At 44.0% G+C, this 19,028-nt stretch carries 25 protein-coding genes; 8 read left to right on the top strand and 17 right to left on the bottom strand.

Features of this window, described 5'->3' with window-relative positions:
• Nucleotides 1-100: 100 nt before the first annotated feature.
• Nucleotides 101-499 (bottom strand): PilZ domain-containing protein, encoded by a 399-nt coding sequence (locus Tfer_RS01465; RefSeq protein WP_052216563.1) that lies wholly within the window; start codon nt 497-499, stop codon nt 101-103.
• A 162-nt stretch (nt 500-661) separates the two neighbouring features.
• Here Tfer_RS01465 and iadA point away from each other — a divergent pair, with 162 nt between their 5' ends.
• On the top strand, nt 662-1,855 hold the full coding sequence (gene iadA / locus Tfer_RS01460; RefSeq protein ID WP_052216562.1) for a beta-aspartyl-peptidase: 1,194 nt from the start codon (nt 662-664) through the stop codon (nt 1,853-1,855).
• Here the strand turns inward: iadA and Tfer_RS01455 are convergent.
• The 5 genes from Tfer_RS01455 to Tfer_RS01435 form a co-directional block, all read right to left on the bottom strand.
• Entirely contained in the window at nt 1,852-2,349 is a 498-nt protein-coding gene (locus tag Tfer_RS01455) for a hypothetical protein (RefSeq protein WP_052216561.1), read from the bottom strand. The two genes, iadA and Tfer_RS01455, sit on opposite strands and share 4 nt — an antisense overlap.
• Nucleotides 2,350-2,421: 72 nt before the next feature.
• Nucleotides 2,422-3,843, bottom strand: coding sequence for a sensor histidine kinase (locus Tfer_RS01450; RefSeq protein WP_052216560.1), 1,422 nt, complete (start codon nt 3,841-3,843; stop codon nt 2,422-2,424).
• Nucleotides 3,840-4,529, bottom strand: a complete 690-nt coding sequence (locus tag Tfer_RS01445) for a response regulator transcription factor (protein WP_052216559.1) — start codon at nt 4,527-4,529, stop codon at nt 3,840-3,842. Before Tfer_RS01445 ends, Tfer_RS01450 begins: the two co-directional genes overlap by 4 nt.
• Before the next feature lie 144 nt (nt 4,530-4,673).
• Nucleotides 4,674-4,934 (bottom strand): putative Se/S carrier protein, encoded by a 261-nt coding sequence (locus Tfer_RS01440; RefSeq protein ID WP_013120221.1) that lies wholly within the window; start codon nt 4,932-4,934, stop codon nt 4,674-4,676.
• A gap of 143 nt (nt 4,935-5,077) precedes the next feature.
• On the bottom strand, nt 5,078-5,494 hold the full coding sequence (locus Tfer_RS01435; protein WP_052216558.1) for a hypothetical protein: 417 nt from the start codon (nt 5,492-5,494) through the stop codon (nt 5,078-5,080).
• A gap of 103 nt (nt 5,495-5,597) precedes the next feature.
• Between Tfer_RS01435 and Tfer_RS01430 the strand changes: the two genes are divergently transcribed.
• Both Tfer_RS01430 and minC read left to right on the top strand, forming a co-directional pair.
• Nucleotides 5,598-6,746: a sensor domain-containing diguanylate cyclase gene (locus tag Tfer_RS01430; protein ID WP_052216557.1), complete on the top strand. Its 1,149-nt coding sequence runs from the start codon at nt 5,598-5,600 to the stop codon at nt 6,744-6,746.
• Between the two features lie 209 nt (nt 6,747-6,955).
• Nucleotides 6,956-7,681 (top strand): septum site-determining protein MinC, encoded by a 726-nt coding sequence (minC, locus tag Tfer_RS15805; protein ID WP_083436700.1) that lies wholly within the window; start codon nt 6,956-6,958, stop codon nt 7,679-7,681.
• Nucleotides 7,682-7,718: 37 nt separating this feature from the next.
• Here the strand turns inward: minC and Tfer_RS01420 are convergent, their stop codons facing one another.
• Together Tfer_RS01420 and Tfer_RS17050 are read right to left on the bottom strand one after the other, a co-directional pair.
• Entirely contained in the window at nt 7,719-7,898 is a 180-nt protein-coding gene (locus Tfer_RS01420; protein ID WP_013120217.1) for a 4Fe-4S dicluster domain-containing protein, read from the bottom strand.
• 87 nt (nt 7,899-7,985) lie between these two features.
• Nucleotides 7,986-8,117 (bottom strand): hypothetical protein, encoded by a 132-nt coding sequence (locus Tfer_RS17050; protein ID WP_282432034.1) that lies wholly within the window; start codon nt 8,115-8,117, stop codon nt 7,986-7,988.
• Between the two features lie 170 nt (nt 8,118-8,287).
• Between Tfer_RS17050 and Tfer_RS01415 the strand changes: the two genes are divergently transcribed.
• Entirely contained in the window at nt 8,288-8,470 is a 183-nt protein-coding gene (locus Tfer_RS01415) for a small, acid-soluble spore protein, alpha/beta type (RefSeq protein WP_013120215.1), read from the top strand.
• Nucleotides 8,471-8,516: 46 nt separating this feature from the next.
• Nucleotides 8,517-8,621 (top strand): DUF1858 domain-containing protein, encoded by a 105-nt coding sequence (locus Tfer_RS17245; protein WP_157723950.1) that lies wholly within the window; start codon nt 8,517-8,519, stop codon nt 8,619-8,621.
• A gap of 98 nt (nt 8,622-8,719) precedes the next feature.
• Here the strand turns inward: Tfer_RS17245 and Tfer_RS01410 are convergent, their stop codons facing one another.
• The 6 genes from Tfer_RS01410 to Tfer_RS17220 form a co-directional block, all read right to left on the bottom strand.
• Nucleotides 8,720-9,262 (bottom strand): NUDIX domain-containing protein, encoded by a 543-nt coding sequence (locus Tfer_RS01410; protein ID WP_052216556.1) that lies wholly within the window; start codon nt 9,260-9,262, stop codon nt 8,720-8,722.
• Nucleotides 9,263-9,271: 9 nt separating this feature from the next.
• Entirely contained in the window at nt 9,272-11,359 is a 2,088-nt protein-coding gene (locus Tfer_RS01405) for an N-6 DNA methylase family protein (protein ID WP_052216555.1), read from the bottom strand.
• Between the two features lie 98 nt (nt 11,360-11,457).
• The gene (gene ftsW / locus Tfer_RS01400) at nt 11,458-12,594 is read right to left on the bottom strand and encodes a putative lipid II flippase FtsW (protein WP_052216554.1); all 1,137 of its coding nucleotides are present in this window, start codon (nt 12,592-12,594) and stop codon (nt 11,458-11,460) included.
• Nucleotides 12,595-12,690: 96 nt separating this feature from the next.
• A complete protein-coding gene (locus tag Tfer_RS01395) occupies nt 12,691-13,314 on the bottom strand; it encodes a DUF3786 domain-containing protein (RefSeq protein WP_052216586.1) in 624 nt (207 codons plus the stop codon).
• An 85-nt stretch (nt 13,315-13,399) separates the two neighbouring features.
• Nucleotides 13,400-14,509 (bottom strand): MGDG synthase family glycosyltransferase, encoded by a 1,110-nt coding sequence (locus Tfer_RS01390; protein ID WP_052216553.1) that lies wholly within the window; start codon nt 14,507-14,509, stop codon nt 13,400-13,402.
• A gap of 54 nt (nt 14,510-14,563) precedes the next feature.
• Nucleotides 14,564-14,680 (bottom strand): RCKP-type rubredoxin-like domain-containing protein, encoded by a 117-nt coding sequence (locus Tfer_RS17220; RefSeq protein WP_041587722.1) that lies wholly within the window; start codon nt 14,678-14,680, stop codon nt 14,564-14,566.
• A 124-nt stretch (nt 14,681-14,804) separates the two neighbouring features.
• Here Tfer_RS17220 and Tfer_RS01380 point away from each other — a divergent pair, with 124 nt between their 5' ends.
• Nucleotides 14,805-15,164, top strand: a complete 360-nt coding sequence (locus Tfer_RS01380; RefSeq protein ID WP_013120207.1) for a sulfite exporter TauE/SafE family protein — start codon at nt 14,805-14,807, stop codon at nt 15,162-15,164.
• Complete coding sequence (locus Tfer_RS15795) at nt 15,164-15,520, top strand: sulfite exporter TauE/SafE family protein (protein ID WP_083436698.1); 357 nt, start codon at nt 15,164-15,166, stop codon at nt 15,518-15,520. The genes Tfer_RS01380 and Tfer_RS15795 overlap by 1 nt, the downstream gene beginning before the upstream one ends.
• Here Tfer_RS15795 and Tfer_RS16685 read toward each other — a convergent pair.
• A complete protein-coding gene (locus tag Tfer_RS16685) occupies nt 15,413-15,682 on the bottom strand; it encodes an ATP-binding cassette domain-containing protein (RefSeq protein ID WP_052216552.1) in 270 nt (89 codons plus the stop codon). The genes Tfer_RS15795 and Tfer_RS16685 overlap by 108 nt on opposite strands.
• 278 nt (nt 15,683-15,960) lie before the next feature.
• On the opposite strand from Tfer_RS16685, the gene Tfer_RS01370 reads away from it, so the two are divergent.
• Nucleotides 15,961-16,407, top strand: coding sequence for a pyridoxamine 5'-phosphate oxidase family protein (locus Tfer_RS01370; protein WP_052216551.1), 447 nt, complete (start codon nt 15,961-15,963; stop codon nt 16,405-16,407).
• Nucleotides 16,408-16,411: 4 nt separating this feature from the next.
• Here the strand turns inward: Tfer_RS01370 and Tfer_RS01365 are convergent, their stop codons facing one another.
• Together Tfer_RS01365 and feoB are read right to left on the bottom strand one after the other, a co-directional pair.
• Nucleotides 16,412-16,843, bottom strand: a complete 432-nt coding sequence (locus Tfer_RS01365; RefSeq protein ID WP_013120204.1) for a Fur family transcriptional regulator — start codon at nt 16,841-16,843, stop codon at nt 16,412-16,414.
• A 186-nt stretch (nt 16,844-17,029) separates the two neighbouring features.
• On the bottom strand, nt 17,030-18,991 hold the full coding sequence (feoB, locus tag Tfer_RS01360; protein ID WP_052216550.1) for a ferrous iron transport protein B: 1,962 nt from the start codon (nt 18,989-18,991) through the stop codon (nt 17,030-17,032).
• Nucleotides 18,992-19,028: the final 37 nt, after the last annotated feature.

The raw sequence follows: 19,028 nt of genomic DNA, 5'->3' as shown, positions 1-19,028 counted from the left end.
TTTTCCACTGTTTGGACAAGACTTATACCTTTATCCATCTTCAGTATACCAGTTAGGAATCAGGAAGCAAACAAAAAAGTGCCCTGCCAGGCACAAAATGTTATAAATGATTCAGGAACTTATATTGTTTTTTTGTTTCTTCCGCGATATAGGCCCTCACTTTTTCCCGGCGCCGGTCGTTTATATTGAAAAACTGTACGGCAATAAGGTTTCCTTCCATGACAGGTTCACACCTGACAACACGGGCCAGCACACGTTCATCGCCAAGGTGCGGTAAATGCAAAGTAACCCGCAAAACCATACCTATCGGCAATTTCAACTGAGAAACGAAGCTCAGGCCATCCTCACCCAGGTCACGGCATTGTCCGAACCCCTTTTTATCCATCAGGTGTTTGACATCTCTTTTTTGAAATCTCATTATATTAAATTCCACAGACATGTCTGCCGGGATTCTGAAGTAACGCCTGGGATACACGGTTTTACTTTTGTCAACAAGCATTATCATCACCCAGAACAGTAAAATATTGTTATTGTTAATTTTATTTTACATAAACCGGCGGAAAATTTCCAGAGCTTTTTGCAGAATTTAAATAATTTTCTTTAAATTCGCCTACAATAATACCATGCTGAAGATTTGGATAACCACAGACGGAGGTAGCTTATGTTTACGGTAATCAGAAACGGCCACCTGTTCGCTCCGGAAGACATGGGCAAGGTGGATATCCTTATCTGCGCCGGGAAAATCATTCATATAGGCGCCCTGATAAATGTATCGGGACTGCCGCTGGAAACAAAGATAATTGCCGCCGATAATATGTATGTTGTACCTGGTTTCATAGACCAGCATGTCCATATTGCCGGTGGAGGCGGCGAGGCCGGCCCGGCCAGCAGGACACCGGAAATCAAGCTCCACCAGTTGACCACCAATGGCATTACCACAGTAGTTGGCCTGTTGGGAGTAGATGGGGTCAGCAGGAGTGTGGCCGGTTTGCTGGCAAAAGCACGAGGCCTGGAACAGGAAGGAATTTCCACTTATATTTACACCGGGGCCTACGAGATACCGACCAGAACTTTTACTGACAGTTTGAGAAGCGACCTGGTTTTAATTGATAAGGTTATCGGCTGCGGGGAAATCGCTATTTCTGATCACCGCTCCGCTCAACCAACCCTGGAAATGCTGGCTAAACTTGGAGCGGAAGCCAGGGTTGGAGGTATTCTGAGCGGCAAAGCCGGCATAGTACACGTTCATGTAGGGGAAGGAAAAAAAGGACTACAGTTATTATTTGATGTGATAAATAATACCGATCTGCCAATTACTCAGTTTAACCCAACTCATACAAACAGGTTGGACAGGCTCTTTTACCAGGCTATAGACTATGCTTTAAAGGGCGGCTATATTGATCTGACAGCAGGCATCAATCCCAGGGATGACGGGCCCAGGGTCCTGCACGTGGTACAGGCGGTAAAATACCTGATAGACGCAAAGGTCAATCTTAAACAGATTACAGTAAGTTCGGACGGCAACGGCAGTCTGCCACATTTCGACTCCGCCGGCAACATGGAGTCCATCTCGGTGGGATCGGTGGAAGTATTATGGAAGGATGTGCGCGAATTAATCAAACAAAACATTTTATCCTTTCCAGAGGCCATTTCACTGATTACCTGCAATGTAGCAGCCCTGTTAAAACTTGCCGGTAAAGGGAAAGTCAAAGTTGGTTATGATGCCGACCTGGTCCTGTTAGATAAGGACTTAAATATTGATACAGTAATTGCCGGGGGCAAAGTAATGGTTCAATGCGGCCAAGCCCTGGAAAAAGGGTATTTTAAAGAGGCTGCCTTCCAGACAACCTCCTAAGTTCCACCGCCACCACCGGCACCACCGCCGCCACCGGCACCACCGCCGCCACCACCCTGGCCCTGTACTATTTGCATAATAGATTGCTGGACCATGTTACGCAGGCTTTTTTGTACTTCCGGTGTAGTCAGGGCTTTTTGGATATGCTCCTGAAAAAGCTTCTGAATTTCCGGGGTTTGCAGTGTGGCACTCATATTTTTCTGTAATTCTTTTCCTACTTTAGGAGCGGCAAAGCTTTCCATTACGGCCTGTTGAAGCAGTTTCATGGCCTCCGGCGACTTTAACAGATCTTCCATCTGCTGTTTGGCCACTGCGTTTTCGACCAGTCTTTTGGTTTGGCCCGAATTGACTTCCTCTTTTACCATGCCCTTGACGTCTTCCCTACTTATTTCCGGTTTCCGCTGCGGAGAACCTACACTGAAGGAACAACCGGTGACAGATAAAAGAATAAAGCATATCAGCAACAGGTTGAAAAGAACTTTCCATACCTTCATAAAAAACGCCTCCGTTCAGGCTATATCTTTTCACCTTGCTGCTTCTTTTATACTTATACTTTAGGAACTGAATTACGTGCCGGATAAATTTTTCCCGCCTGCAGGCAGTTTTATTATAAAAGTTGTTCCTTTACCTGGCTGACTTTCTATATCAATGGACCCATTATGGGCGTCAACTAATCTTTTTACAATAGCCAGACCCAAACCGGTACCACCGGCCCCCTTGGCCCTTGATTTATCGACCTTGTAAAAACGGTCCCAGATATACGGTAGATCCTCCCCGGGAATGCCTGGCCCGTCATCGCTGAGGGTAATTCCGATCTCTTGGGTTTCCTGCGAAACCTTTAATACAATTCGATTCCTGGCATACCGCACGGCATTATCCATGAGGTTTGTCAATACCTGTTCCAGCCTGTCGCTGTCCACAAGGGCTATTGCATTTCCGCTTGATTCAAAAGAAGTCCTGATTCCCTTCTCTTTCAGTATGGGCTGATATTTAGCCAGCGTTTTGCCGGCCAGTTCAGCAATATCTACGGGTTGCTTATTCAATTCCAGGACCCCTTCTTCAATTTTTGTAAAATCCAGCAGGTCGTTGACTAATCTTATTAACCGGGAGGTTTCGGAATGAAGGATATCTAAAAAGCGGGCCCTTGTTTCAGGATTCTTATCCTTATTGTCCTGCAGGGCCTCAACGAATCCCAGAATGGAAGTCAAGGGAGTACGGAGGTCATGAGAAACATTGGCCAAAAATTCGCGTCTGGTTTTTTCAAGCTTTTCCAGTTTATCGGCCATATAGTTAATTGACCTGCCCAGGGTCCCGATTTCGTCTGCGGAAACTATTTCCAGGCGTTCGCTGAAATCTCCATTCGCAATTTTACGGGCGATCCAATCCATTTCTTCCAGTGGTGCAAAAACGCTTTTGGAGAAGAAATAGCCCACCAGCACCGAAAACAGCAAAGTTGCAAAGGCAGCGTAGATAAACAAAAGCCAGGTTTTTTTCAGCGTTTCGGTGATGCCTATTACAGGGGAATAAAGAATTACTCCGCCAATTACTTCATTGCCGTTTTTTATCGGTGTCGTTACCCAGATCACGGGTTCTGAATAAAATTGTGACTGCCCTTCTCTAATGGCAACGTTGCCCTTCTGGAGTTCCCTGATTTCTTCTTCGTTTATCCGGTCGCCTTCATGGCGCCACTGATGAGCCGAGGCTGTAATTACCGTGCCGTTGGGACGGATGACCCACACTTCTGTCCCAAGATTGCGGTCTGCTCTGTTCAACCAGGCGACCAGATCAGTTGGGTCTTTATTTTCCAATAAAATAGGCCTGATAAGCTCGGCTATATCCGCACCTTTGACAATCAATTCGGAACGTTTGTTGTAATTGAAATAATTAGTAAGCAGGATCGTCATTAAAAATCCAAGTACTGTGAAACTGGCCAATATAATAACCACATAGGTACCAATCATCTTTTTGAACAGCTTATCACCTATCAATTTTCCGGCACCTCAAACCTGTACCCCAGGCCCCAAACCGTGTGCAAGTATTCCGGAGCTCCGGGAATTTTTTCAATCTTTTGCCTGATCCTCTTGATATGTGAATCAACGGCCCGGGTTTCTCCGGCGAAATCGTAACCCCAGATCCGGTTCAGTATTTCTTCACGGGTAAAGACTTTCCCGTTGTGCCGGGCCATTAAAACAAGGATATCAAATTCCTTGGGGGTCAGATCTACATAGCTGTTATTAACCTGTACCGTCCGGGCTTCCAAATCGATAACCAGGTGGGGAAAAATAAGTTCGTCCCGTTTTTTGCCGCTGCGGTTCTGGGCCCTGCGGAGAACAGCCTTCACCCTGGCCACCATTTCCCGCGGGCTGAAAGGTTTGGTTATGTAATCATCGGCCCCGAATTCCAGGCCTAATACCTTGTCAATTTCCTCCCCCTTGGCAGAAAGAAATATAATCGGTATTTCATACTTGTCCCGGATTTCTCGGCAAATGTCGAATCCGTTTTTTCCCGGCAGCATCACATCAAGCAAAATTAGGTCAGGCCGGTATTCAGAGATCACCTGTTCCAGATTATTGCCGTCAAAAACAGTCTTGACCCGGAAATCTTCTTCCAGGTAAACAACCAGCAGCTCACAGATATTTGGGTCGTCATCCACAACCAGAATCTTCTGTTTCATACGATCACCTTTGCCAAGCTTATTAATGAAAATAATTTCTTATAAAAACGACAAAACCCTTTTTTAAAGTATAAGAAAATATAGCCAGGGCCGAATTAACTCCGGCACAAAAAAACTCCCGTTACCGGGAGTTTTTCAATAAATTTAGCGGCGTGGCGGTCTGTTGAAGTAATGTGTGTCCCCGCAGGGAACCCTCTTGGCTTTCAAAATCTGCAGGTACCGTTCACTGTTACTGCGGGAGCATTTAACCGCCAGCCCGCAACTGGCCGAGATTTCTCTGGGCGTAGGAATAAGGACAAATTCCGCTCCTTCCTCAGTGAGAATTTTTTCCGCCTGCAGCGCCGACTGTGTATTAGGAAATGTTATGACACAAAATTCAGTAAGGTTAAAGATATCCTGAAGCATAGGTTTCACCTTCTCGAATTGTCGTATAACTTGCAGTATGTACAGTAACTCACTTTTTTATTATAGTATTCAAGAAGGCCTGTGTATGGTCCTTTATGGTGTTAATAAATTATTTTTATTAAATGGGTATTTGACGATAACAATTATTTATTTGCCTCCAGGTAGCTTTTTAAAAGTTGTAAGGTGGTGACAGTGAAACCTTTTGTTTTTAATTTAAAAAATACCTCCATCGGTTGTCCTGTTTCGTCCAGATAGGTTATATTGAGAACCCACCGGTTCCAGAAAGGGTTCCAGAGTAATAAAAAAAACGGCGAACCAAAAAAACCGGAAATCCATTGATTTTTCACAGGATTCAAAGAAACCATTTTTACTTTGATTATTTTCAAAAAACCTAATTTAAACTCATCATGCTCCTGCTTCCCTTTAAAATGCAGAAAGTGGTCATCAAAATACAGCAAACCCCGGACTTTGGGCAGCCAAAAACTCTGTTTTTCATTTGAAGCAATTATACCGTACAGGTCGGCCCTGACAATGAATTTTTTCTCCATAATTTCTCCCATAATTTTTGCACCTGCCAAAGGAAATTATCTCTGATTTAAGAGGTTATTTCAGGATATTGTAGAAATATATAGAAACAAGGTTTTTGATTAGGGGTGATTCTCGTTGACCGCGACCGGCAGTAAAAAACAAAAGGCCAGGGGTTTATTTAAAAGGGCTACAGGCCTTCTTGCGCGGTTTAACGCCCTGCAGAACGAATTAAAAGCAGTAAAGAACAAACTGGAACGCACTGAATTCGAAGCCAAATTGTTCCGGGAAATAAATACGGCTCTAACATCAACTTTTGAATTGCAGGAAATTCTTCCCCTCATTCTCCAGGTGATGACCACGCTGGTCAATACCCAGGGCGTGTCCATAGCGCTGGTAAACGAGGAGGATAAAACGTTGCGTATAGCAGAAAGTTATGGCCTCGACCCGAAAGATATAGAAAACTTTTATATTTATTATGCCAGAATCAATACGGGCCCTTTCAAAGAAGTTATGGAGAAAAAAAGTCCTTCCTTTTTCGGGCCAGAAAACAACTTGTACATTCCCCTGCTGATGAGTGTACCTCTCGTTTCCCGGAACAAAGTCATAGGATTTGTAAATATTCATTCCATGTATCAAAACAAAAGTTTGACCCCGGATAAAATTGCCCTTGTAAATGCGCTGGCCAGTCAGGCTTCTATTGCAATCAGCAATGCCCAGCTTTTTAATGCTATGAAAGAGCAGGCTACCATAGACCCCTGTACGAACCTGTTTAACTTCAGATATTTTCAGCAGAAACTTGATGAAGAAATCAACAAAGCAGCGGCCAACGGTACGGCTTTATCACTAATTATACTGGATATCGATTTTTTTAAAAAAGTCAACGATACTTACGGACACTTATACGGCGATCAGGTTTTACACGAAATCAGCAAAATCCTGAAAAGCAATGTCCGTTCGGAAGATACGGTCTGCCGCTACGGCGGCGAGGAATTTGCCATTATATTCCCCAATTGTACCCAGAAAATTGCCGAAAGGATTGCCGAGCGTATCAGGGCTAAAATTGAAGAAACCACCGCCAATGACCGCAGAGGTATATTTAAAAGCCCGGTTACGGTCAGCGTCGGTGTGGCCGAATATACCCCTGACATAAACAAAACCATGCTGATTCACCGGGCTGATTGTAGCCTATATTATGCCAAAAATACAGGGCGGAACCGGGTTTGTGGTTACGATGCCAACCTGGAAACGGAATATGAAAAGTACTTACCAAAGAATAACTATTAAGAATTTCTAACAAGTCACCAAAAAATATATCGTAATTTTTCCCCAAAACTTGATATGCAGCGGAAAATTTTTGGCTCATCTACAGAAATCTTTCTGGAATAAAGAGTTGATATATATGTAAATATGTATAAAAATTGCAGGGAATTTCTTGCTTTAAGTCGAAACATGCAGTGACACGGCAGCACTAAAAAACTCATCAGGGGGTTAAAATGAAAAAAGAAAGCGTTAATATTAAAGGAACGATAAACGGATTAGTAATCTGCATTGACCCTGAAACAGAACTTGGCACCATAAAAGCTGATCTAGAAGCGAAAATTTTAGCCAGCCCGGGATTTTTTAAAAATGCCAAGTTTAAAATATTTGCCGGTGAAAGATATGATCCCTCCATCTTTTCTGAACTGGAACAGCTTTGTTGTAGCCATGGTATGATTCATGCTCCGGCTATACCATGGCCACCGGAAACAAATAACGTTTCCAACCAGGTCAGGGCTGCTCTGCAGGAATCAGCGGCCGGTTTACACAGCCGGGGTTTCCAAACTACCGATTCCCCGTTACCGGTGAACAGAAATTCTGCTTTGCTTGAAGATACCCTACTTATTCATCGTAACCTGCGTTCAGGACAAAAACTGCATTATCACGGCAACCTAGTGGTTTTGGGCGATGTTAATCCCGGAGCGGAAATTTGCGCCGGTGGGGATATTATTGTGATGGGTGTTTTACGTGGGATTGCCCATGCCGGCGCTGCCGGAAATGAAAATGCTATTATACTGGCCTATCGTCTGGAACCGACCCAACTTAGAATCGCCGATAAAATTACCCGCCCGCCGGAAAAGGACACCAGGGCTACCCAACCGGAGTTGGCCAGGCTTTCGGGCAACCAGATGATTATCGAACCATACCGGTCGCAAAAAAATTACTGGGAAGTTATTGCATAAATAAGGCTGCCTGAAAGGGCAGCCTTTTTAATATTCTCTATTCTTCCAAATTTATTGCCTGGGGTGGACATTCCTCGGCGCAAGCCCCGCATTCCAGGCAATTGCCCTCATTTTCGGCTTGGGCTTTACCGTCTTTTAACACAAATACATCTGCCGGACATACGTCCACACAGTTGCCACACCCTGCACAAAGGTCCGCATTAATTTTAGGCCCCATATAGCCCCCTCCTATCCTTTTTTTCTTGTGGTAACAGTTTATTATGATAGTCAGAGGTTTATGCCGGACCCTTGGAAACACTTTGGGTTATTGCCGCAAAACCAGTACGTAAAGTTCTTCTCCCTGGTGCATATTGTTTAAACTTTTTTCAAACTTCTGCAGTTCTGCTACTTCGCTATCTTTTAGTTCAGCTATATGCATTTCGTTTAGTTTATTCATTATTAATCCTCCAATCATTAATTGCTTTATTTAAAGTATTCCACGAAAAACTACATTTTATTTAACCTTCTTCCGCCAAGATACCAAAAACTTATAGCTTTTATTATTCATATTATTATTTCATTTTTAAAACAATAATAACGGGTGCGCATTAAAAAGGAGGTAATTTTGTGGCCAGAAGACGTGGTCTGATGTCCGATACTCTGAAGTACGAGTTGGCCAAAGAGTTAGGCGTTTATGACACGGTCCGCACAAGTGGTTGGGGCGAAGTATCCAGCAGAAACTGCGGAAACCTGGTCCGGTTAGCCATAGAGAAAGCCGAGCGCATGATGGCTGAAAATACCTTACAATAGCGCACCTGCCGGGAGGTTGCCACCTCCCGGCGCAATTAAATCCGAGGTGATAAAAGTGATAACGGAAAATACGGTGATAAGAGATATTCTCATGAAACACCCGGAATCAGCACGTATCTTCATGAAATACGGCATGCGCTGCATCGGATGAGGCGGTGTTGCCTATGAAACCCTTGGGCAGGCTGCCCGAGGCCACGGAGTCAATTTAGATGATCTGATGAATGAACTGCAGAAACTGGAAGAACCGTCCTAAGACTGGACGGTTCTTCCGGTCTTTACAGCGTAAGTTAGGCAAATCCCCACAATTGACTTGGCATCTTTGATTTCACCACGGGCAATCATCGACATAGCTTCTTGCCAAGAGACCTTTTCGACGCTCAGAAATTCGTCCTCGTCTAATGACTGCTCCTCCTGGACCAACCCGGTAGCCAGGTACAGGTGCATAATTTCGTTACTGAAACCGGGCGTAGTATAAAAAGTGCTTAAATGTTTCCAATCCATGGCTCTACACCCGGTTTCCTCGTATAATTCTCTTTGGGCACAATGCAACGGCTCTTCCCCGGGGTCCAATTTTCCAGCCGGGATTTCCCAGAGGATTTCACCGACTGGATGCCTGTATTGTTTGACTATGATTATTTTTTCACCGTCCAGGGCGACAATGCTGACGGCGCCAGGATGAATTACCAGTTCTCTGGTGGCCGTTTTGCCGTTGACCAGCTCAACCGTATCCAGTCTAAATTCAAGCACCTTACCCCTGAATTTAATATCGGAGTGCAATAGTTTTTCCCTCATCTTTTCACCTCATTTAAGTTTCTGTCTTCTCCTGTCACCTCGCGTAAATTTTTGACTTCTACGTCCAGCAGTTGCCTCAAGGAAATTCAGGATTTTTTGCGCATCCATATGGTCGAGACCATATATTCCGAAAACATAACGGTCCAGTTCTGAAGCCAAGGCAGTTAGTTTATCGTCGGCACATTGAGTAATTTCTTTGGCCATATCAATGACCTTTCTTACATCAGGCCTGCGTTCCGGTTCTCCGGTTTCCCAATAGGGTATGGGTAAAGTGACCAGGTAGGTGCTGTTAATCCGCATGTAACCGCCGGCCAGGTGTACAGGCCAGTAAAGTACCCGGTAATAAAATTCAAGGACCGCTGAATTCAGCAATGCCAATAGGTAGTAGAGTTTATCAACATTGTATCCGTTACCGGCCAACGGGATAAAATATACCCTGCCTGCAGCCCTGCCTTGAAAATCAATGGCGGCTTTTAATCTGCGGGCAATGCCAGGAACAACCAGTTTTATTTCTCTAAACAATTTATTCTGTTGTTTACTGACATGAACTGCACTGATAAATTTATCGGATTCCTTTACTCTGTAATTATTAATGTCCCCAGCCAAAAGAATCCGAAACCATTCTGTTTTTTTATCAGGTTTACTGGTAATATGTTTACCGAAACCTGCTCTTGCAATTCCACAATGGATATCTTTTGTATTGAGCCGGCCGGGCCAGGCGTTAATTTTTTCAATGACCGGCAAAATTTCCCGGGAAATGCCGGTACTGATCAGGGATGGGCCCAAGTTCAGAAAAAAATCCTGGGGAATGGTATTCGGGTTTTGCTCTTCTATTTTGTTTTTCCCCGGCAGAACAATTCCGTCAATAATAGTAACGACGGAATTTTTCCCCGGCACCCGGTTCTCGAGAATCAGAATTACAGGGTAAATCGATGCGTCAGCAAAGATTTTTTGCGAAGATACATCAACAAGTTTTTTCAATGTAGTTTCCTTAAGCATTAACCTTCTCAATTCTATACCATAATCGGCCACCATAAATTTGTTGCTCACTATATAACTTAATATCCCGCCGGGTTTTAAAGACTTGATGCCAAATTCCATAAAAGGAACGATAGAATCAAACTGGCCAGTGGCTGTGGAAAAAAGCTTCCTTATATTTTTCTTGAGTCCTGCAGGAATGCTTTTGTTAGCGATGTAAGGCGGATTACCGATTACCAGGTCATATTTGACTCTTCTTTCTGGGCTGATTTCAAGTGTATTGGACCATTGCACCGCGACTTCCAGACTTTTTAAAAAACCTTTAAAATCTCCGGCGCAATGGTTGATACCGTAATAGTAAAGGGCCAGCCTGGTCAGACGCACAGCATCAGGGTCAACATCTATTCCTCTAATATGATTATCCATTATATGAGAGGAAAGATTTTCGGGAACAACTACATTTCCCTGCCTCACTTCACCGGACAGAGGAGTGGCAGATAAAAATATCTCTCCCAGTTGCTGATAAAATTTCAGATATTGCCGAAAAATATAGACCAGAAAGGCGCCCGAACCACAGGCCGGGTCAATTACAGCATGATTTTTTAGCTTGGTTAAATGTTCCTGCAAAATCCTATAATCAGCCCTGTCCTTCCTGATCTTGTTCAACAGGTCTGCGAAAAAAGCTTGCAGGGTTCTATTTACCATGTAATGTACAACCGGCTCTGGAGTATAATATATGCCTGTTGGCTTCCGTTGATTTTTCTTTTCGAGAAAACACTCGTGAATCAAACCCAAGATCACAGGAAACTCATGTTTGGTGAGATAATCGTCCCACTTCCAGGAAAATTTTTCCACCACTTCCATTGCAATACTATCCATAAGATTTTCCGGGACAGGGCAAGCTTCCATATATGACAGTTTTCCGGGCAAGATAACGTCTGTTAATTTATGCCGGGAAAAATGCCGGTAAGTAACCGCTCGAATAACCAGTTCTTCAAGGAAGTCCATAGTTACAGTCTCATAACCGACATGTCCCCTTAGCCGTTCTTCCAGATAATTAATTATCGCAAAAACTTCTTTTCGTTCTTGATTAATGTTGAAATCAAGTTGTTTTCGCATTGTTTTTCTCCATTTGAAATTAAAAGAACTAAACTAATTTTACTGGATATTAAAAGCAAAGGCTACCTACTAAGGGCAGCCTTCTCCTCTAATTATAGCTAATAATCGGTTAAAACATCTGTTTCCTTGACCGCTGCTTGTTTTTCCGGACAGTACTTCGATATATTTAAAAGTATTCCCACGCCAACCATTTTAAAAAACAATGATGATCCACCGTAACTTATAAACGGCAGTGTAATCCCTGTTACCGGCATAGAACCGGTGGCAACGGAAATATTCATAATTGCTTCAACGGTAATCATGGAAGTAATACCGATGGCTAACAGGCTGCCGAAGGAATCGCCAATATTGTATGCGATGCGCAGGCCCCGAACCAATATTATGATAAATAAAATAATAATAAATAAACCGCCGATAAACCCAAGTTCTTCTGCCAGGACACTATAAATGAAGTCGGTATAAGATTCAGGCAGGTACAGGAACTTTTGCTTGCTGTGCCCTAGTCCGACACCCATCACGCCGCCCGATCCTATAGCATACAGGGACTGGATTATTTGATAGCCGGTACCCCGGGGATCTGCATACGGGTTCATAAAAGCAATAAATCTGGCTAAACGGTATTTCTCACTAAAAACTGCCGCACTGGCCAGCACAGCGCCCGTCAACGCCAGCGGAGTCAAGTGAGATAACCGGGCCCCGGCCGCAAAAAGCATAACAAAAGAAGTAAAAGCCAAAGCCATCGTAGTTCCAAGGTCTTTCTCCAGTACAATCAGGACGCAAATCACGCCAATAATAAAAATAGGCGGCAGTAAACCTTCCTGAAAGAAAGAAATTTTATCCTGCTTATTGGCCAGGACCCTGGCCAAAATCAAAATAGTGCACAATTTTACTAATTCCGAGGGCTGAAAGGATACCGGGCCCAACTGCAGCCAGCTGTTGGCGCCATTTCTGGTGTCAGCAACACCCGGAATTAGCAGCAGGACCAGCAATAACAAGGTTATAAACAAAGCGGGACCTACCAATCTTTTTAGCCTCTTGTATTCAAAATTGGCTGCAAAGATAAGACCGCATATACTTAAGCAGCTCCAAATTGCTTGCTTGTAAAAAAATAAAAAGGGTTTGCCGAATTTAGCCGAAGCAAAAGCCGAACTGGCGCTAAGCACCATAATTAAACCGGTACTCACGAGAAGAAGCACGGGAATTAAGATGTACCAGTCAACACTTCTCCTTTTCATATATACCCCTCAGACTGTATTATGCTATGCTAATTAATTCAACAAAATTAAAATAATTCCTCGTAGATAGCTACAAAAATCTAAGAAAAAATAAAATTAACTCTGCCTCTGTTTGAACATACCGCACAACTGATAAACAACCAGGCTGGATACCAGGGCATAATCTTCTGTTGGTAGGTAATGACATGCAGAGGCGTCAAAAAGAATATTGCCGGATGCGGGAAATTCATCATCCGCAGCCCAAATTACATACGTAATCGGTACCCTGGGAAAAACATGAATAGTAACGCTGACATCACCCAGTGACTTTCTTTGCCCACCAATTTTTTCAGCTAGTTCAGCAAAAGCTTCAGGATTTTTTCCAAAGGCGCTGAGCATGGGGCTAACTGCCCTTCTGGTAAAAGGTTCAATATAAATAGCGCCGTCAGGCAGTTCCTTAAAAGAAATGAGCCTGTTCTGCAAAGGCGCACCGTTTGCCGTAACAAGGTAATGCAGTATAAGGATTTGCACGTTTAACGGGATTTCCCCGTCTTTATCAGCAAATTTAATCTTGCCGTCAGGATAGGTAACCAGATAATCTTCATTGATATATTTTACCTTAAAAGTGTTTGTTGCTTCATCATATAATGTATCACTGTTCACAGCAATCTCCCGGGGACTTTTTTTACCCAGCTTGTCCACTGCCACCTCATAAGCGGCTTGCAAATTATAATTGGCCACAATGCTCACCTCAATTTGGGCTAATTTTCATAATATTCTTATTTCTCCTTACTATGTTTGAAATCCTTTTTACAGTTGGCACATTTTATTTACTTTCTACCAGGTTTAACAGGTAATCTACCGTATCGGCAGCTGCCTTTGGCCTGCCCAACACCCGGCACATTTCCTTAACCTGTTTGATTTTTACCGGGTTTTCAAGCAATTGTTTGACAGTGGGAATTAATAGATCCAGTTTTCTGACCTTTACCGCCACGCCACAGTTCAACAAAAACTCCGTGTTCCTCTCCTCCTGGCCCGGTAACGGGGACATTATAACCATCGGGATCCCGGTGGCTAAAACTTCTGCCGTGGTCAGTCCGCCGGGCTTGGTCACTATCACGTCACTGGCGGCCATTAATCTGGGAATCTCTTCAGTAAATCCGAAAACTTTCAAATTCGCCTTGGTCTGCAAAAGGTCAAGAGCTGTTTGCAGTTTATGGTTTTTACCGGCTACAGCTATAATATTGATGTCCAAATCAGAGTTACCAAGTTCGACAATTATATTTTTTACATCTCCCAGGCCCAGCCCGCCGCCCATGACGAGAAAAGTAGTCTTGTTCTCCAATTGCATTGACGTTCTGGCCTCTTCTTTGGAGGGCAGTTGAGAAAATTCCGGCCGCACCGGGATACCAAAGGCCTTTATCTTTTCGGCCTTTATTCCATGCCTGATAAACAGGTATTTCAGTTCTTCGGTAGGAATAATATAAGTATCAATGTGGTCATGCAGCCAGAAGCTATGGACGGTATAATCGGTCAAAATAGCCAATAAAGGCACGTCTAGCAGTCCTCTGCCTTTAAGCATGGACAGCATACCGGCCGGAAAAGCATGGGTACAGATAACAGCATCAGGTGCAAAAGAGTCAACCAATTTTTCCAGCTTGCTGGACCAGAGTCCGTGGAGAATTTGCCGCAAATCTATAAACTGATCACCCTCTTCGGCTTGCGCATATAATTTTCCCCATATTTTGGGGCTGAATTTCAACGACTCCATATAACTGCCTACTATGACCTTATTAAGGGTAGGGTTAATATAATCAAAGGTATTTACCAACATTGTTTCAGCGCCTGGAAACCGGTTTTTAATTTCAGCCATTAACCCCAGGGCAGCCAGGTCATGTCCGGCACCAATAGAAACAGAAAAAAACAGGAAACGCATCCCTCAGTACCTCCCGCCCCTATCTATATTGGAAAACGGTGACAGACGTCACCGTTACTTCTTTTCCTCTTCTTTTTTAAAACTGTCGGATGCACCGCACTCGGCACATTTCCTAGGTTTACACCTGCCTTCGCGGATAGCTCCACAATTTGCACATTTCCAAATAGCCATAGTATCGCCTCCATTACTAAATATATCTATATTATAATCCAACTTTCACCTCTTTTTCAAACTTAGAATAAATCTTTGACAATGTGGCAAAATGAATTTGTCGGTAAATCAGGAGGGAACAATTTTGCGGATAGCACATGGGATAATGATACCAGTAGTGGGTATATTGACAGGGGTAATCAACGGGTTATTGGGCATCGGTGGCGGAACGATTCTTATTCCGGCCATGGTTGCGCTCATGGGCGTAAGTCAACACAAAGCGCACGGGACTTCTCTGGCCATTATCCTGCCAACGGCTTTAGTAAGTTCGTTTGTTTACAGAATAAACGGAAGTATGGATATCTATCTTGCTCTACAGGTTGCCATTGGTGGCATGATAGGCGGTTACCTGGGCGCCAGATTGATGAATTATATACCGGCGGCATCGCTGAAAAAAATATTCGGCGCTTTTATTCTTGCCGCAGGAATAAGGATGGTCATGTGATGGCGCTTGTCCTGCTTGGCCTGGTATGCGGGGTTATCAGCGGTCTGGCCTTAGGAGGCGGCACACTGTTAGTCCCCGCATTAATCATCACTATGAACTTTAGCCAGCACATGGCCCAGGGCATATCCTTGGCTTCTTTCCTCCCCACTTCCCTCGTGGCTGTCATTACCCATTACAGACACGGAAACGTAGATACAAGACTGGCTTTTTCACTGGCCGTCACCAGCGTTATTGGAGCCGTGGGAGGCTCATATCTCGCGCACTATATATCGGCCCAACATCTTCGCCAAGTTTTCGGCTTTTTCCTCATTATTATGGGGTTGTACGAAATACTCAACCGGAAAAAAGTGCATTGAACAGATTTTATAAAGTATTATTTTTATCAGTGTTGTTTTGCCGGCCCCATTTTTGCCGATCAGGCCCAGTGTTTGCCCTTTTTTCAGGGTGAAATTAATGTTTTTCAGGATTTCCCGGTCAAATTTCTTGTTTAAGTTAACTGTTTGGATTACCACATCCATATCAAACTACCCCTGCCCACATCACATTTTGCGGAATAGCTATTCAACTATTCACCGGATTTTTCGCTTATTATAAGGTATTTACCATCCTATTGTCGGGTTTCTTCCCCTTTTCGTCCCGGCGGTTCTGAAAAACAGCCATCCAAAATGATGGTCGAAAATCCGGTCTTTTTTCCAAAAATACCTCCCATTCTTGTAACTATAACTTTATAATAAAATTATATGGAATATTGGGAATACAATTCACCTGCAATATATAACCTGGGAGGGGTTATAGAATGAGCAAAATCATCGGGGATTCATTGCCGCCTGAGCTGTTTGAACTGTTTAAACAGGAAGCAACCACGGTTATAGTATCTACCATCTCGGAAGACGGGTACCCTCATGCCCTGCCCGTGCACCTGTTAACTGCTAAAGATAATAAAACTGTCCGTATGGCCCTTATGAAAGGCCACCAAACTACGCAAAACATTAAAATAAACGGGAAAGCCTTTATTACTGTGCTGGAAGGTCCGGACATTGCGCTAGGTATTAAAGGCACTGCCAGAATTGTCAGAGAACCTATGGAAGGCAACGCTGCCATGGTAATGGTTGAATTCAATGTGGAAGAAGTAAAAAGCGATACCACTCCGACAGTTGTAGTTGTCCAGGGAGTCCGTACTTTACACCGGTCAGCCAAAACAGCGCAGTTTTTCCGGACCATGTTCGACGAACTAAAGTTCTAGTGCTCTACCGGCATTTTTCACAGTACCCGTAAAACTTGAGGTGATGGTCCGTTATTTTGAAGTTGCTTTTCCTGGCGATGGCTTCTTCCAATGACTCCAGCAAATCATCCTCAAATTCTAACACCCTGCCGCACCTGGTACAAATAAGGTGATGGTGATGGTGAACTTCATTCTGCGCTAATTCATACCTGCTACGCCCGTCGCCAAAGTCCATCCGCTGCAGAACATCAAGTTCATACAGCAGGTCTAAAGTACGGTATATAGTGGCCATACCTATTTCCGGATCCGTTGCTTTTACGATCCCATAAACATCCTCGGCGCTTAAATGACGGTCCGGATTGGCCCGAAAGACCTCCACTATGGTTTTCCGTTGCGGGGTCAGTTTGTAATCTTTTTCCGCCAGTTTTTTGGCTATATCTTCCATAGTATGAGTCATCGGCAAACCACCTCAAGAACATTTTTCTTTAATCAGGCACTGCGAACAGTTCCCCTTGCACCCCGGCTGGATAAGCAGGGTATTGCAGCGGGGACATCTGGTTGTTTTTGAATCTGAAATAAGAATTTTACAATTCGGGCAGGTTACTTTAATGTTTTCTCCATGCATAGGCAACATTCCTTTACACTAAGTTTCTAAGGTTTTTGAAGGAATTATTTTGTTGGCCACAGACACAATTGCCATTACTGCCAGGAAAACAAGGATAATACTGCCACCGCTAACAAAGGCCTTGGGACCGCTGAATAACTTAAACAACTGATTGACTATTCCGCCAACAAAGAAGGCAATCCCCAGAATGGTTATCCAGGTTATGGCAGCTTCTTTTTTGCCACGTTCTTTAAAAATAACCATAGCTGAAGCTATGCAGGGCACAAATATTGTAATGGTGATTAGGGCCACTATCGTCTGGGACGGAGAAAGGTCTAAACTTGCTAAACCGGCAGCGCCGAAATCCCGGCGCACAAAACCCATGATAAAAGCATTGGCAGCTTCCTTAGGCAGGCCTAACCATCCCACTGTAAGGGGTGATAAAAGCCCTTGCAAAACCCGTAATATACCTGTCACGTTTAGGATACCAATAATTAAGGCGCCTAATGCAAAGAGAGGCGTGGCTTCTTTCAAAAACATATAAGATTTGGTCACTGTTTTGGTAACAACATTATTCAACCTGGGCACCCGCAGCGGAGGCAGATCAATTAAGAATTCGCTTGATCTTCCCGGCAAAACACGGTTCATGATCGTTCCTACAGTAACCAGCAAAGTCAGAATTGCGGCAACGTAAACCCCTACATAAGCTGCAGGCATCCCCGCCAGCATACTGACAACTACAGCTAACTGGGCCGAACACGGTATAGCCATGGCCAGCAGGAAAATGGCGATTCTGCGTTCCCTGTCGGAACCCAGCAAACGGGTAGTAATGGTCGCCATCGTAACACAACCAAAACCCAGAATAATGGGTATAACGGCCCTTCCATTTAGACCGATGCCGCTTAATATACGGTCAGTCAGAGTAGCAATGCGAGGCAGGTAACCGGAATCCTCAAAAGCTGATAAAACCAGATAAAATCCGACCACAAGTGGTAACAGGAGGCCAAGTATATATGTTACTGTCATGGTCAGCACACCGAATTCTCCAATTAATAAAGTACCTATAACTGACTGCTCACTGAAAATTTTCGAAACCAAACCCCTGATAAAAGGTTCGTACATGCCCTGCATGACAGTTTCTTCCGTAAATCCAACTACCGTCCCGGCAATAAAAACACCAATTAACTCATACATTCCCCACAGAGCCAGTATGAGGAGCGGAATGCCTGTCCAGGGCCTGATCATCAATCTGCCCAAAATGGTGGAAAATGATGCTCCTTTATTGGATTCACTGACAACATGGCTGACAATGTCGTTAACTCTTTCACGCCTTTTAATGTAAAGCTTTTCTCTTTTATCTCCCGGCGCAATACCATGCCTTTCTGCAATAATTGGGTCTCCTTCAAGAATAAGTAAAGCTTCGCCCTGGCTGCCTACCCTGTCAACAAGTGTATTCAGTTGTTTTTGCAGCTCATGGTCAATGTTTCCTTGCCGGGCGCAGCATATTTTCTTTTTCAGCTCCTCCAGGCCGATCTTTTCCGTGGCTACCGTGGGAATAACAGGGACTCCCAGCAGATCGCTGAGCAGGTCAACATCTATTTTCCGCCCCTGTCTTTCAGCTTCGTCCAGCATGTTCAAGGCTACTACTACGGGCACACCCGTATCTATAATCTGCTGAGTCAGGAACAAATCTCGTTCAAGGTGTACGGCATCCACTATGTTGATAACCACATCGGCATTAAGAATAATATCCCGGGCAATCCTTTCTTCGTCGTTAAAAGATGAGATACCGTATACTCCGGGTGTGTCAATAACTACATCGTTACCGAATTTACCGTGGGAAATTTCCAAAGTTGTTCCCGGATAATTGGAAACATCCACATACATGCCTGTTAAGGCATTGAAAAAGACCGATTTGCCCACGTTGGGATTGCCAGCCAGGACAATTTTTTTCGCGTCTGACGGAATTTCTATTTTGAGACCTGAATCATGACAATGCATAGCAATCACTCCTTCGACTGTCGCGATGGTTTTTGGA

Origin of the sequence: Thermincola ferriacetica (genome assembly GCF_001263415.1) — a bacterium.
GTDB lineage: Bacteria > Bacillota > Thermincolia > Thermincolales > Thermincolaceae > Thermincola > Thermincola ferriacetica.
This window is presented reverse-complemented; position numbering and strand designations above follow the sequence as displayed.